General features: G+C 45.2%; 14 protein-coding genes and 1 pseudogene. 4 read left to right on the top strand and 11 right to left on the bottom strand.

The window, feature by feature from the left end:
- Positions 1–75 precede the first annotated feature (75 nt).
- From TW81_RS07005 to TW81_RS06960, 10 genes are all read right to left on the bottom strand, one after another.
- Positions 76–1,545: a sigma-54 dependent transcriptional regulator gene (locus TW81_RS07005; RefSeq protein ID WP_045955000.1), complete on the bottom strand. Its 1,470-nt coding sequence runs from the start codon at positions 1,543–1,545 to the stop codon at positions 76–78.
- Between the two features lie 275 nt (positions 1,546–1,820).
- Positions 1,821–2,231 (bottom strand): flagellar export chaperone FliS, encoded by a 411-nt coding sequence (fliS, locus tag TW81_RS07000; RefSeq protein WP_045954999.1) that lies wholly within the window; start codon positions 2,229–2,231, stop codon positions 1,821–1,823.
- A gap of 14 nt (positions 2,232–2,245) precedes the next feature.
- Positions 2,246–2,569, bottom strand: coding sequence for a flagellar protein FliT (fliT, locus tag TW81_RS06995; RefSeq protein WP_045954998.1), 324 nt, complete (start codon positions 2,567–2,569; stop codon positions 2,246–2,248).
- The gene (fliD, locus tag TW81_RS06990) at positions 2,556–4,577 is read right to left on the bottom strand and encodes a flagellar filament capping protein FliD (protein WP_045954997.1); all 2,022 of its coding nucleotides are present in this window, start codon (positions 4,575–4,577) and stop codon (positions 2,556–2,558) included. Before fliD ends, fliT begins: the two co-directional genes overlap by 14 nt.
- 19 nt (positions 4,578–4,596) lie before the next feature.
- Positions 4,597–5,022, bottom strand: a complete 426-nt coding sequence (gene flaG / locus TW81_RS06985) for a flagellar protein FlaG (RefSeq protein WP_045954996.1) — start codon at positions 5,020–5,022, stop codon at positions 4,597–4,599.
- 71 nt (positions 5,023–5,093) lie between these two features.
- Complete coding sequence (locus TW81_RS06980; protein ID WP_045954995.1) at positions 5,094–6,227, bottom strand: flagellin; 1,134 nt, start codon at positions 6,225–6,227, stop codon at positions 5,094–5,096.
- 227 nt (positions 6,228–6,454) lie between these two features.
- Positions 6,455–7,588, bottom strand: a complete 1,134-nt coding sequence (locus tag TW81_RS06975; RefSeq protein WP_045954994.1) for a flagellin — start codon at positions 7,586–7,588, stop codon at positions 6,455–6,457.
- A gap of 246 nt (positions 7,589–7,834) precedes the next feature.
- Complete coding sequence (locus TW81_RS06970) at positions 7,835–8,968, bottom strand: flagellin (protein ID WP_045954993.1); 1,134 nt, start codon at positions 8,966–8,968, stop codon at positions 7,835–7,837.
- Between the two features lie 119 nt (positions 8,969–9,087).
- Positions 9,088–9,990, bottom strand: coding sequence for a Dyp-type peroxidase (locus TW81_RS06965; RefSeq protein WP_045954992.1), 903 nt, complete (start codon positions 9,988–9,990; stop codon positions 9,088–9,090).
- Between the two features lie 82 nt (positions 9,991–10,072).
- Positions 10,073–10,531, bottom strand: coding sequence for a DUF2919 domain-containing protein (locus tag TW81_RS06960; RefSeq protein ID WP_045954991.1), 459 nt, complete (start codon positions 10,529–10,531; stop codon positions 10,073–10,075).
- Positions 10,532–10,750: 219 nt separating this feature from the next.
- On the opposite strand from TW81_RS06960, the gene TW81_RS06955 reads away from it, so the two are divergent.
- Both TW81_RS06955 and TW81_RS06950 read left to right on the top strand, forming a co-directional pair.
- Positions 10,751–11,095, top strand: coding sequence for a DUF2956 domain-containing protein (locus TW81_RS06955; RefSeq protein ID WP_045954990.1), 345 nt, complete (start codon positions 10,751–10,753; stop codon positions 11,093–11,095).
- Positions 11,096–11,439 (top strand): annotated as a pseudogene (locus TW81_RS06950) (DUF4156 domain-containing protein).
- A gap of 45 nt (positions 11,440–11,484) precedes the next feature.
- Here TW81_RS06950 and TW81_RS06945 read toward each other — a convergent pair.
- On the bottom strand, positions 11,485–11,766 hold the full coding sequence (locus tag TW81_RS06945) for a winged helix-turn-helix domain-containing protein (protein WP_045954989.1): 282 nt from the start codon (positions 11,764–11,766) through the stop codon (positions 11,485–11,487).
- A 223-nt stretch (positions 11,767–11,989) separates the two neighbouring features.
- Between TW81_RS06945 and TW81_RS19410 the strand changes: the two genes are divergently transcribed.
- Both TW81_RS19410 and dapE read left to right on the top strand, forming a co-directional pair.
- Entirely contained in the window at positions 11,990–12,337 is a 348-nt protein-coding gene (locus TW81_RS19410) for an ArsC family reductase (protein WP_045954988.1), read from the top strand.
- A 21-nt stretch (positions 12,338–12,358) separates the two neighbouring features.
- Positions 12,359–13,492 carry a succinyl-diaminopimelate desuccinylase gene (gene dapE, locus TW81_RS06935; protein WP_045954987.1) on the top strand — a complete coding sequence of 378 codons (1,134 nt, stop codon included), beginning with the start codon at positions 12,359–12,361 and terminating at the stop codon, positions 13,490–13,492.

Genomic DNA, 13,492 nt, shown 5'->3' with positions numbered 1-13,492 from the left:
CACGCCAGGCTATTTTGTTTATATATCAACGAGTTATTCATTGGTCAGTAAATTGACAGTCAAAATTTAGATACTTTAACGCTGTAAATTGTACTTACGCATTTTCTCGACCAATGTAGTACGTCGCATGCCTAGCATATCTGCAGCTCGGGCAACAATTCCCCCCTGCGCTTCTAACGCTTGGTTGATCATATTCACTTCAAGATCAGCCAGCATTTCCTTAAGATTGACACCTTCCGGTGGCAGGCTTTGTGGCGCGTTGTCGTGCTCTTGGAAGAAGTCATTCGACTCAACAACACTGAAATTTTCTGAGAAAATGTCTTGCAGCGCATCCCGCTCCTGCTCTTCGACAGACTCAAAAGTATTGTATTCAGGTTGGAACTCAGGGATATCACTGTAGCGATATTTAGTCGGTAGATGATTAACGTCGACCAAGCTATTTGGGTAGAGAATAATCATTCTCTCCACAAGATTAGCGAGTTCGCGTACGTTACCTGGCCATTCGTGATCCATCAGAGAGTTGATTGAGCGTGGCGTGAAGCAGATCGGCTGTGCGCCTTCAGACTCCATTCTCGTCATCAGCTCTTGCAGTAATAGAGGAATATCATCTTTGCGGTCACGTAGTGCTGGCATCTCAATCGGAAATACGTTTAAGCGGTAGTAGAGATCCTCGCGAAATGACTCATCATCAATCATGTTTTCCAAGTTACGGTGTGTGGCCGCAATAACGCGTACATTGACTCGAATTGTGGTATTACCGCCAACACGCTCGAAACTGCGCTCCTGCAGCACTCGGAGTAACTTAACCTGCATCGGCATCGGCATATCACCGATTTCATCGAGGAAAAGCGTACCGCCTTCAGCAAGTTCAAACCGGCCTTTACGCGATGTGATTGCCCCGGTAAATGCGCCTTTCTCGTGACCAAACAGCTCACTTTCCAACAAATCTGGCGGTATAGCACCACAGTTTATCGGCACAAAAGGACCATTACGACGAGCAGAATGATAATGAATGTTTCGCGCAACCACTTCCTTACCGGTCCCCGATTCACCAAGGATCAGCACACTAGCTTCTGTTCCAGAAACTTGTTCGATAAGATGACGAACTTCTTTAATTCCGTGGCTTTGGCCGACAAGGCTACGAAATAGTGTGTTTTTACGTGATGTCGAAGGGACATTGACGCCTTTGCGGCCTAAGAAATCTTTACAGTAGCGCAGCGCTTGACTTAATTGCGGGTAATTTAACGGATACTCCAGTTCACCCACGTAATTGGTGAGCTCTTCAACTGGATAAGAATGCTTTCCGGCAATAAGTAAAGGAATATGGTTCGCTTGGGATAATTTATCACTCAGCTTGGACGAGAATTCATTGTTGTTGAGCGAACCAAGAATACAACCAGCCCAAACCTGAGACCAATCTAGATCGTCAAGTTGTTCAGAAGTGATCGCCTCACACTGTTCTCCAACAAATTCTAAAATATTACTGAGATTGATTCGTGCCTGAGCATCATCTTCAATCACGAGTAGTTTTGCTAAACCTTGCATAGGTGAGAATGTTTGCCTTTATTTTTGAAACGTTGTGGCTGGGTCAAAAATCTAACGTCCTTTGTAACTATAGTTCAGATATCAAGTTAGACAATTTAGAAGTTTCAGCAACAAAAAAAGCCACTAGGCTAGTTAGTGGCTTCTATTCTATTTGATAAAAAAAATAAGGCAACCAAGCAATTACTCGATGTGATATCTGCCCAAAAGCTCGATAGACATAAATTTTGTTTGCACACCTATTTAGATATAAAAAATTCTAAATCAATAAACTGGCTCTATAAGCCAACATCTGCTGCTGTCAGATTATGGTATTCATTAGGAATCTGATCCCATGCGGATTTGATTTCACGAATAATTTCTATCACGTCATCCAGTGGTTGCGGATTGTTTTGGTGATTCGCTTCAGTAATCTGAGTAATCATAAATTCATATAACTGATCGAGATTCTGAGCAATATCACCGCCGTCATCCATAGAAAGACAGCTACGTAAGCTGATAATGATATCTAGAGCCTTACCCAAACGCTCGCCTTTAGCAGGAATGTTTCCCGCTTGCATCGCCGCTTTACCTTGAATCAAACGTTCAATAGCGCCAGCCATTAGCATTTGAACAATTTTATGCGGGGAGGCCGCACTGAGCTGGCTATCAACCGATACCTTCTTGTAAGCCTGTAGTGAACCACGCATAACAACCCTCTTTTCTATAAAAACTTTTGATACTGCTGAACTGAGCGTTTACCGTGACGATACTTTTGTAGCGCCAGCGCCAGTTCAGAAGTTTTATTTTGCATCAATTCTACAACAGTTTGGGTTCGTTTAACCGCATCTTGCCACTGCTGTAGTTGTGCAAATTCTGGATGCTCATTGATCGCATCCAACAAACTTTGCAATAACTGTTCCCTTATATCGACTAACTGAGCAATTTCTTCAGCATTAATTTCTTTCGATGTAAGAGTTTCAGACATTTTATGATCTAATTCACACAAAGTCGCCAATTGACTTTCTACTTCGTTAACCGAGTGCATTCATCATACCCGCAAGCTGAGACTGCATTTTACTGGTCGCATCCTGCATCGCCGAGAATTTGGCGTGAGTGCGCTTCTCTAGGTTATCCATTCGACGATCCAGCGCCGCTTGATCATCTTGCAGACGGTAAGTCCGCTCAGTCATGCTTTTTTCCCGGTTACGAATGGAACCCGTAACACCGGTTAAACCTTGAATCGCGTCTTCGACCTTTTTCGCGAACCCTTGGTTACCACCAAAAAAGTCTTCCAGCTTGTTGAAATTAGTATTCAACTGACGATCAAGCATCTGATAGTTGATTTCCAATGTCCCTTGGCGAGTGGTGGTAATACCAAACTCAGTCAACGTTTTAAGCTCATCGGGTGCGGGTTCAACGCGTGAAGCAAATACCGCTTTTAAGCGCGAGTCGGCACTGCGCACAATGCTGTCGCCAGCCAGTGGCCCCGCCATGCCAGTTCTTGGGTCAACGCCACCTAATTCTTTTGAGGTTTGGTAGAACTGATTATACGCGGCGACAAATTGTTCAATGTCTTCTCGCACACCTTGGCGGTCATACTCAATGTCAATCTCTGAGGATGGTTTACCAACGGGTGTGCGCCCTTTTAGCGTTAAATCAACGCCATCGATCGCATCTTCAATAATGTTGTTGTTACTAGAGAGCTGTGCTACTCCATCAAGCAGCACTTTTGCATCTTGCGCTGCCTGAACTTCCGTCATGCCGCGATAGGTATCAAATGATTGTTGTGCGGCTTTTAAATCGGCTTGAGCTTGATCGATCCGCTCAAGATACTCACGCTCTTGCGCTGGCAGCTTCGCGCGCTCAAGTTGCTTCGCTTGGTCGGGCGTTAGTTCACCGGAAGCGACACGCTGAGCCAAGAGCGCCTTTTCATCCGCCACTTTTTGCTCGATACGCGCTTGCTCGGCATCAAGCTTAGCTTGCGCTTCTTTTGGTGTGACATACGAATCGGTTAATGTGCCGGATGCGGTATTGGACCAACCAGGGACATCTGGAGCTTTTTCTTGCGCTTTAGCATCAAGTTGTGGCTCTGGCTCCCAATAAGAGTCAAGTAAGGTACCTGATGCTGTTTCTGTCCAACCCGGGATGCGTTCTTCAGGTTTAAGGTATTTATTCGCTTCAATACCAGCTTGCGCGGCCGCTGCGGTGGCACTTTTCGACATTTCGTTGTCGGCTGTCGCATCTTTCGCCGCGTTCGGATCTGCGTTTATTGCCGCTTGCTTAGAGGTAGCGGCGATTTCTTGGTCTACAACTTTTGCCGCTTCAATGTTGCTTTGGGCAATTTTATCGGCAACTTTTTGCTCCTCGGGGGTCAGAGGGGCAATCAGCTCTTGAGCTGCTGCGCGAGCGCGTTCGAGATCTTTCACTCGTTGCTCAAGAGTTTTGTATTCGAGTAATTTAAGTGGGTCGCCAGCTTTTGCTTCGGCACTCATCGAGACATCATTGTCTTGACCGGAGACGTTAGAGGCAACGATAAGGCGCGGGCCTTGCGTGTCATTGATGACGGCTGCACGAACCCCAGGATTGGCTTTACTACCATTGATACCACGAACGATATCAACCAGTTTTGAATTGTCTTGCACATCCACTGAGAATTTTTTGCTTCCCAGTGAAATCTGCAGCTTACCCGGTCCAAATTTCGCGTCTTCTGGCAAAACATCTGACGCAATTTTATGACTTTGGGCAAGCTGCAACACATCGATAGCATATCGACCAGCGATAGCGTCAGTGGTTGCTGTCGCGGACACGACCGCTTCATCGGTTGACTCAACGGTTCTTGCGGCGAATGCTTTCTCTTGACGAAAGCTCGCCATCAAGTTTTTCATCGTATCCAGCGACTCTCTGAGTCGACCATAGGCACTGATACTAGAATCAATCTGAGCCTGCTCGTTGTCGATACGTTGCTGCTTTGGTACGCGCTCCGCATCCACAAGTTTGCTGACCATAGAATTGATATCCATGCCAGAATTCATGCCTATAGGCCCAAAACTCATTCATTCACCTCAAGTACGATTACACCGTCTGGTTCACAATTCCCGAGGAATATCGGGCAGTTTGCTCCCTTAGGCGGCGTAAGATAACTAGCATTTCCTCATCGGGTATCTGACGAATAATATCGCCAGTATCCGCTTCGTAAATCGTCACAACATCTCGACCAGATTCTTCGTCAACACGAAAAGATAAGCCTTTATTGATCGACGAGATGAAATCATTCATCTGTTGAACAATACGTTCGCGCTCCACTCGATTAAGCTTTTGGCGTTCTTTCGAGGCCTCTATCGCTTTTTCAACAGACTGAGTCGCTTTTTCACTCATCTCCTGTGTCGAGATCTGTTCCTTCTCCGAGGAAACTTGCTGTATATCGTATTTTGAAGCAAGTTTAGTGCCACTATCTGAGCCATAAGGCTGGATGTTCGATGTGTAGGATGGTATTTCCATAACGATCTCCCTTCCACCTTAGCAGGTTACAACATACTGTTGTACCAATAAGCTCCTATCGAACCTATCGATTAACCTAATAAGCTAAGAGCTGCCGACGGAGTCTGCTTGGCTTGCGCTAGAACAGAAGTACTGGCTTGCTGAAGAATCTGCGACTTAGTCATTTGAGTCGTTTCTTTCGCGTAGTCAGTATCTACGATACGACTTCTAGACGCATTAACGTTTTCGTTAATATTGTCTAGGTTACTGATCGCATGACCAAAACGGTTTTGGAACGCACCCAACTCTGCACGCTGACTGTCTACTGATTTTAACGCACCATCAATAACAGATACCGCCAGCTGAGAACCAGCAACAGTTGATACGTCAACATCAGCGACAGTGCGGTCTTCACCAGCACCAAAACCGATCTCAGCGCCCAAGCCACCGCCAATAGTTACATCTGATGCAACTTTATTTGACGCAGCAAAAAGTTGGAGCTTACCTTCTTCTCCAACAGACGCTTTAACGTCTTCACTTTGACCGTTAATGTAGGTTGCAAGCTGTTCAATATCATCGCCCGCTTTAGCGTTGATTGTCAGTTCTTGCGCATCACCATGTACATCAGTATAGCCTAGAGTTAAGTCGGTTGTGCCTTCAGAGACAACCCATCCCGCATCTTTACCCTCTTGAGCAATATACGCTTTACCACCCATATCTATGGTATCTGAACGCATGTTACCCATGGATAGCTGAACCGCTTCCCCTGAACTCGCACCGATCTGGAAAGATTGAGTACCAAAAGTACCGTTAAGCAGTTTGTTACCACCAAATGATGTGGTTTCTGCAATACGGTTTAGTTCGTCATTCAATGCGGTTACTTCTTCTTGGATCGCTAAGCGCTCCGAGCGAGAGTTCGAACCATTCGAAGATTGCAATGACAAATCACGCATACGTTGCAGTATGTTAGTGGTTTCGTTCATCGCACCTTCAGCGGTTTGAGCAATCGAGATACCGTCATTGGCGTTTTTCACAGCCATGTCTAAGCCACGACTTTGTGAATTCAAGCGGTTTGAGATTTGAAGGCCAGCAGCATCGTCTCGGGCACTGTTAATTTTGTACCCCGAAGATAGACGCTCCATCGATTTCTGCATGCCATCAGTCGCACCATTTAGGTAACGCTGAGCAGTCATCGCAGACACGTTCGTGTTTACGTTAATTGCCATGTTTGATCTCCTTTGGCAGTAGGGTGATGTGTATCAGCGTCTCTCACCTCGCTTCAACACATCTCATTTCTCTCAATCCTTTAACGGCGAGTAAAAAAATACCTTTAGAAAAAAATTATCGTTTTTTTTCTTTTTTTGCCAAATGACAAACAATAGCCTTTGAGATCATAGTGTTAGAAGAAACAAAAAAATCCAGCCGAAGCTGGATTTTTTGTCTAGATTTTGGCTTAGCCTAGTAGGCTTAGTGCCGAGTTTGGTGCCTGTTTCGCTTGCGCAAGGATAGAACTTGACGCTTGAGAAAGAATTTGCGACTTGGTAAGTGCCGTTGTTTCTTTCGCGAAATCGGTATCTTTGATTCGGCTCTTAGATGCATTCACGTTTTCGTTGATGTTATCTAAGTTGCTGATTGCGTGGTTGAAGCGGTTTTGGAATGCACCCAACTCTGCACGATGGCTATCAACATTTTTAAGAGCGGCATCGATAATACCTACTGACTCTTGTGCGCCACCCACTGTCGTTACGTCGATAGTATCAACTGTTACATTGGCCGCTTCGCCCATAGATAGCTCACCAGCAAGTCCACCACCGAATGCAACGTTACCTTGAACTTTGTCTGCGCCAGCGAAAACCTGTAGCTGACCATTTTCGTTAACAGACGCTTTAACCATGTCTGTCTGACCGTTAATGTATGTCGCTAGCTCTTCAATATCGTCGCCTTCTTTAGCGCTGATGTTGATGGTTTGCTCTTGGCCTGCAGTATCTGTCAGAGTAATTGCTAGGTCGTTGGCACCCGCTTGTACTGTCCAGTTTGAATCTTTAGCGTTAGCTGCTTGAAAGCTTTGGCCACCCATTTTCGAGTCGTCAGAACGCATATTGTTTAGGCTCAGCATTACCGCTTCACCATTGTCCGCACCGATTTGGAACGACTTAGTTGCAAAAGTACCGTTTAGGAGCTTGTTGCCACCAAATGAAGTCGTTTCAGCAATACGGTTTAGCTCATCGTTAAGCGCTGTCACTTCTTCTTGAATCGCAACACGCTCTGATTTCGAGTTCGAACCATTAGCAGATTGTAGCGATAGGTCACGCATACGTTGCAGAATGTTGGTGGTTTCGTTCATCGCGCCTTCAGCAGTTTGCGCGATAGAGATACCATCGTTTGCGTTACGTACAGCAACATCTAGACCACGGCTTTGAACGTTCAAGCGGTTCGAAATTTGTAGACCCGCTGCGTCGTCTTTTGCACTGTTAATCTTAAAACCAGATGACAAACGCTCCATTGAAGTTTGTTGAGCATTAGTCGCGCTGTTTAGGTAACGCTGTGCTGTCATTGCTGATACGTTAGTGTTTACATTTACTGCCATGGTAATTTCTCCATTGATTTTCCGATGTAACCGGTTTCCGACGTCTCGGAAAACCAAAGTCGTTTTCTCTTAAAGTTACTTTTATTAACGGCTCGGTGGGCAAAACCTTGAGTATTTTTTTTAGTTTTTTTTGAAAAAAGTTTGTTTAGGAGGGAAAACGTGACTAAAGGGAAAAAATAGCTATTAAAGTCATTTTTTTTCTAAAGCTTTAGACACGGGTGTCGATAACCTTCTCTTTTTTGAGAATCAGCCTAATAACGTCAGTGCGAGATTCGGTTGCTGCTTAGCTTGAGCCAAGATAGAGGTGCTGACTTGCTGCAAAATCTGTTGCTTAACCATTTGGGTCGTCTCTTTAGCATAGTCAGTATCTTTAATTCGACTATTGGATGCCGATAAGTTCTCATTCACATTAGAGAGATTATTGATGGCGTGATTAAAACGGTTTTGCATCGCGCCAAGCTCTGCTCTGTGGCTATCGACATATTTAAGCGCAGTATCAATGACCGACACGGCACGCTGTGCGCCTCCAACCTTTGAAATATCTATATTATCAACCGCTTCATAGCCAGCAAGACTCATATTCAACTCATTGGCTAAGTTTCCAGAAAACTGAATCGTCCCTGCTGTTTCATTGCCCGCCATAAAGATTTGCAATTGCCCATCTTCGTTAACAGACGCTGATACCTTATCGGTTTGGCCATTGATATAGGTCGCCAGCTCTTCAATGTCATCGCCCATTTTGGCATCGAAATTGATCGTCTCTTGCTCACCGAACGCATTGGTATATTGCATTACCAACTTATGCTTACCTTGGGTGACCTGCCAATTGCTGTCGGCTTTGCCAGAAGCCACATAACTGAAGCCGCCCATGTCTAGGCTGTCTGAACGCATGTTTTTCAGTGACACTTGCACCGCTTCACCCGAACTCGCACCGATTTGAAAAGAAGATGAAGCAAACGAACCATTGAGCAATTTTCGACCACCAAAAGAGGTAGTTTCGGCTATTCTGTTCAATTCATCGTTTAAAGCCGCCATTTCTTCTTGTAATGCAACGCGTTCCGCATGGCTGTTCGATCCATTAGCAGATTGCAATGAGAGATCACGCATTCTTTGTAAGAGGTTGGTGGTTTCGTTCATTGCACCTTCAGCGGTCTGCATAATAGAGATGCCGTCGTTAGCATTGCGCATCGCGACATCCAAACCGCGCATTTGCGATTCAAGACGGTTAGATATTTGCAGCCCTGCCGCATCATCTTTTGCGCTGTTAATACGATATCCTGAAGAGAGTCTCTCCAAAGATTGATTCAGCATCTCTGTCGCATTGCTCAAATGGCGCTGCGCAGTCATGGCTGAAACGTTGGTATTAACAGTAATAGTCATAAGATTGATGCGATCCTTTCTTGGGTTACTCTCTTTATCGGCAAGACATCAATATCTTTAGCGAAAAATAAAAAACCGAACGCGAGGTTCGGTTTTACAGTCTTTTTGCTACTCAAGTGTTACTTGAGCATTAAACCAGAAAGCATTTCACTCGACGGAGCAAAGAAATACGCGCCAGTCACCGCCGTAGTAAAGCGCAGCAGTTGGTCTGTTTTACCATCCGACACCCCGTACATACTTTCCAACATAGCTTGGAAGTTGTGCAGTGTGTTGCAGTAAGCGATAAACAACAGGCCATGTTCACCAGAAACACTCCCGTAAGGCAAACTATGACGCACTATCTTCAAGCCTTTCCCTTCTTGTTTGATATCAACACGGCCAACGTGTGACGCGGCTGGCACGTCGTCTAACTCAATGGAGTCAGGTTTAGTTCGGCCAATGACCTTCTCTTGCGCTGATACATTGAGACGATTCCACGCAGGTAAATTATGGACAAAACGCTGTAACATCACATAACTACCACCCGCAAATTCCCCTTCTGGGATCAGTGCAACTTCAGCACGCTGCGCATCTTTCGGGTTCTCTGTGCCGTCAACAAAATCGGTCATGTCACGAGCATCTAGATAGCGGTAACTGGCAGTCTCATCAACCACGACTACGTCATCGGCGATCTGTTCTAACAACTTACGCAACAGATAAAAATGCAAGTCATGGCGGTTGGAGTGAAAATGAACCAGAACGTCGACATCTGAACTTGGCGCAACCACATCACCTTCACCAAGCTGCGGAAAGTCAATCAGCTCTACTGGTGTTGGAGCATCCAACTTACTCCAAAATGATTTAGTAAACGCAATAGACAGGGTCAAATCAGCACCAGACTGCTGTTGATTGAGCTCCTCGACCAAAGCGGGTAACGATTGTAAGTGCTCTAATACCGCGGCTTCGTTGTGTTTCACCTTGAGCAAGGTAAACTGCGCGAAAGGACCCGCTTCAGGAAGAATGGCACTTTGAGGGTTTGACATATTTAATTCCTCATTTGATTTTTTTGCTCAGTGTATTTCGTTTGTGACTTAATGTTTTGATAGCGATCATGGCTTGGGCTGATCAATGCTCCGTAATGGATGAGAAGCAATCCCTCACACTACGGCTTTTAGCAACATAGATAACCAACCATAATAGCAGCAACATAACTGCACCATTGGCCCAACTGAAAGCTCCATGAACTAAATAGACATGATATAGCGTTTGTGAAAGTTGAACCAAGGCGGTAATCAATGTGATGCCGCGACCATAGGCAACAATCTTGTTTATCCAACCGCGTTCAGGGTTACGCAGCCCCATCAACCACATTAATAAAATGCTCGGTATCCCCATAATCAATCCGAGATACAACATGGTATGGTCAGGATATACAATCGACAGAATTTTACTGCCACTTTCACGACTTGCTCCTGCCACAACAAACACGACCCAAGCTTTGGCTAAAAATAACCATCCAAGCCAGACTAAAGTTGGCGCTTTGAGATAGCCATGTTTATCATAATGTTCTAACGCGTAACGCACAGCTCTGTCACTAGATGAATAAAACTCTATTCCACTCTATACCACTCTATACCAATTGATAATATTTTCTAACAGTTAATGCATATTAAACCGATAGTTAATGGATATTGGTTAATTTGCTACGGTACGGGTATCCGTTAACGATTTGATTCTACCCACTATTCACCATCAATATCGTGTTAAGATAACGCCATCTTTGATTCAGTAAGACCTATCGATATGAAAAACAAAGTGGTTCCGTCACAAGAAACCCAACAAGAAGCGATGAAAATTGCCAAAGCGACCCAAAAACCAGGTCAAACTAAAGAACAAACTAAACTGATCGCTCAGGGCATCGAAAAAGGGATTGCTCAATATAAGAAACAACAAAAAGAACGATCTCGCCAAGCGGATAGAGCAAAGAAAAAAGCCCTCAAGGCCAAAACGATGTCTCAGACGGCCTCGCTCGACACAGTTTCAATCAACAATGAAATAGCACCAACCTCAAATAAATCAGCTTTTCTACCTTGGGGATTATTGGTGATAAGTTGGATAGGATTCATTGCTTATGTTACTCAAAGCTGAATCTACTTTTATCACCTTAGCGTATTACTTGTAGCAGGCTGCGCGACTCCGACCCAAAAAGTCATGCCCGATGCACAGTCAGTGCATCTGAGATTAGATAGCCAATTTGACGCCAATCATTGTCAGTGGTTGGGGGAAATCACAGGCAGTGAGGGACATTGGTACAGTTATCTGTTTTTTAGTAATGATGTCATGGTTCGCGGCGCTTTGAATGACGCAAAAAATCAAGCGTTTGAGCTAGGCGCAAACACCGTATTTTTGATTCACCCACAAGATTTCGTGACATCGTTTACACTGTGATGGGTAACGCCTACTCCTGCCCTGAAACAGACAACAGCCAATAAAAAACCTAGCGCTATCACGCTAGGTTTGCTGTTTGGGATACGATATTAAAAACCAAGGCTTGACGCGATATCTCGCTGTCTATCCAATACCCACTGGCTGTCAAATGGCCCCCAGTCAGATAGCTGATAGTAGCCATCGTTGTGACGTCGACCATCTTGGACAAACATCAATTCAATGCCAATACCGGGTAGTGCTTTTATTACATCTTGAATCGTACGACGTGGCCATCCTGTTTTTTCAATCAGTTTGGGCACATTTGGGCGCTCTAAGTTTTCCACAAGCAATGCGAGATACAGACGCCTCGCAAAAACAGGACTCAACTCCATTGATACCTCCTATAAGTTTCTAACGTCATTATTTCTGTTTTGCTTAGCCATGTGTTGAGTTTGATCAAAAACTCTACGATCGTCATTGTTTGAAACACATTTTTTTTGCTCAATGAAATATATCCATCACACTTTTGTCTCGTCCAACACTTCCTGCTAGGATGCAAAAGCACAATAATAAATCTAGGCGACATGCCCTAGCGTCACTTTCAAAGGTTCAACTATGACTATTACTATGTATGGCATCCCTAACTGCGACACAATTAAAAAAGCGAAGAAGTGGCTTGACGCACAAGGGGTGGAATACACTTTTCACGATTACCGTAAACAAGGCATCGACAGACAGTTAGTCGAAACATTCTGTCAGCAACTTGGCTGGGAAAATGTGCTCAACAAACGTGGCACAACTTATCGTCAGCTACCCCAGCAACAAAAAGACGCTCTGAATGAAGCCAACGCGATTGATCTCCTGCTCGAACAGCCAGCGATGATCAAGCGACCAATCCTAGTTTCAGGGAACGACTATCATTTGGGCTTTAAAGCAGACCAATACGAGACCATTTTTTCATAACATTTCGGAAGGATTTCAAGGATGACAGATAGCCCAACACTGGCTCTGGCAAAAGATTTAATCAGTCGTCAATCGGTAACCCCAGAAGACGCGGATTGCCAACAAGTGATGATTGAACGACTTAAAGCGCTCGGGTTCGAAATCGAGGTTATGGTGTTTGAAGACACGACCAACTTCTGGGCAAGACGCGGTAGCGAAGCTCCCCTATTTGCTTTCGCTGGTCACACCGACGTCGTACCAGCAGGCAACCTTGAGCAATGGCAAACACCACCATTTGAGCCGACCATCATCGGCGATTTTTTACATGGTCGTGGGGCTGCCGATATGAAAGGTTCGCTTGCCAGTATGATCGTTGCCGTCGAGCAATTCATCGCTGAGAACCCAAATCACAAAGGTTCAATTGGTTTTCTGATTACCTCGGACGAAGAAGGGCCATTTATTAACGGTACCGTTCGCGTCGTTGAAGCGCTGATGGATCGTGATGAGAAAATCGACATGTGTATCGTCGGTGAGCCTTCAAGTACTGAAGTCGTTGGCGATGTGGTGAAGAACGGCCGCCGTGGTTCTATCACCGGAGATCTCACGGTTAAAGGTATACAGGGCCATGTGGCTTACCCACACTTGGCCAAGAATCCCGTTCATCAGTCTCTTATGGCAATCCATGAATTAGCGACAACAGAATGGGATCAGGGCAACGCCTACTTCCCGCCAACAAGCTTCCAAATTCCGAATGTTCATGCGGGCACTGGCGCTTCGAATGTCATTCCTGGCGAGTTTAATGTCCAATTTAACTTGCGTTTCAGCACAGAGCTCAACAATGACGCGATTGTTGCACGTGTCACAAAAACGCTAAACAAGCATGACCTAGACTACGACCTCAAATGGACGTTCAATGGAGACCCGTTCCTAACCGACACTGGTGCGTTGCTTGATGCTGTGGTGGATGCCGTTGATGCGGTCAATCAAACCAAGCCAGCCCTGCTTACAACGGGTGGCACATCTGACGGTCGCTTCATCGCTCGCATGGGTGGTCAAGTGGTTGAGCTTGGCCCAGTCAACGCCACAATTCACAAAGTGAACGAGTGTGTCAAGGTATCTGATCTTGAGAAACTGACTAAGATGTATCAAAAGACACTTGAGAACCTGTTAGCTTAG

This window comes from Vibrio galatheae (genome assembly GCF_000967545.1).
In the GTDB taxonomy this organism is placed as follows: domain Bacteria; phylum Pseudomonadota; class Gammaproteobacteria; order Enterobacterales; family Vibrionaceae; genus Vibrio; species Vibrio galatheae.
The sequence above is the reverse complement of the archived record's forward strand: the minus strand, read 5'-3'. Positions and strand labels throughout refer to the sequence as shown.

Bases quoted from the DNA above. Each gene is read 5' to 3' on its own strand.
- TW81_RS07005 (WP_045955000.1), bottom strand. From the start codon at position 1,545: ATGCAAGGTTTAGCAAAACTACTCGTGATTGAAGATGATGCTCAGGCA.
- fliS (WP_045954999.1), bottom strand. From the start codon at position 2,231: ATGCGTGGTTCACTACAGGCTTACAAGAAGGTATCGGTTGATAGCCAG.
- fliT (WP_045954998.1), bottom strand. From the start codon at position 2,569: ATGCACTCGGTTAACGAAGTAGAAAGTCAATTGGCGACTTTGTGTGAA.
- fliD (WP_045954997.1), bottom strand. From the start codon at position 4,577: ATGAGTTTTGGGCCTATAGGCATGAATTCTGGCATGGATATCAATTCT.
- flaG (WP_045954996.1), bottom strand. From the start codon at position 5,022: ATGGAAATACCATCCTACACATCGAACATCCAGCCTTATGGCTCAGAT.
- TW81_RS06980 (WP_045954995.1), bottom strand. From the start codon at position 6,227: ATGGCAATTAACGTAAACACGAACGTGTCTGCGATGACTGCTCAGCGT.
- TW81_RS06975 (WP_045954994.1), bottom strand. From the start codon at position 7,588: ATGGCAGTAAATGTAAACACTAACGTATCAGCAATGACAGCACAGCGT.
- TW81_RS06970 (WP_045954993.1), bottom strand. From the start codon at position 8,968: ATGACTATTACTGTTAATACCAACGTTTCAGCCATGACTGCGCAGCGC.
- TW81_RS06965 (WP_045954992.1), bottom strand. From the start codon at position 9,990: ATGTCAAACCCTCAAAGTGCCATTCTTCCTGAAGCGGGTCCTTTCGCG.
- TW81_RS06955 (WP_045954990.1), top strand. From the start codon at position 10,751: ATGAAAAACAAAGTGGTTCCGTCACAAGAAACCCAACAAGAAGCGATG.
- TW81_RS06945 (WP_045954989.1), bottom strand. From the start codon at position 11,766: ATGGAGTTGAGTCCTGTTTTTGCGAGGCGTCTGTATCTCGCATTGCTT.
- TW81_RS19410 (WP_045954988.1), top strand. From the start codon at position 11,990: ATGACTATTACTATGTATGGCATCCCTAACTGCGACACAATTAAAAAA.
- dapE (WP_045954987.1), top strand. From the start codon at position 12,359: ATGACAGATAGCCCAACACTGGCTCTGGCAAAAGATTTAATCAGTCGT.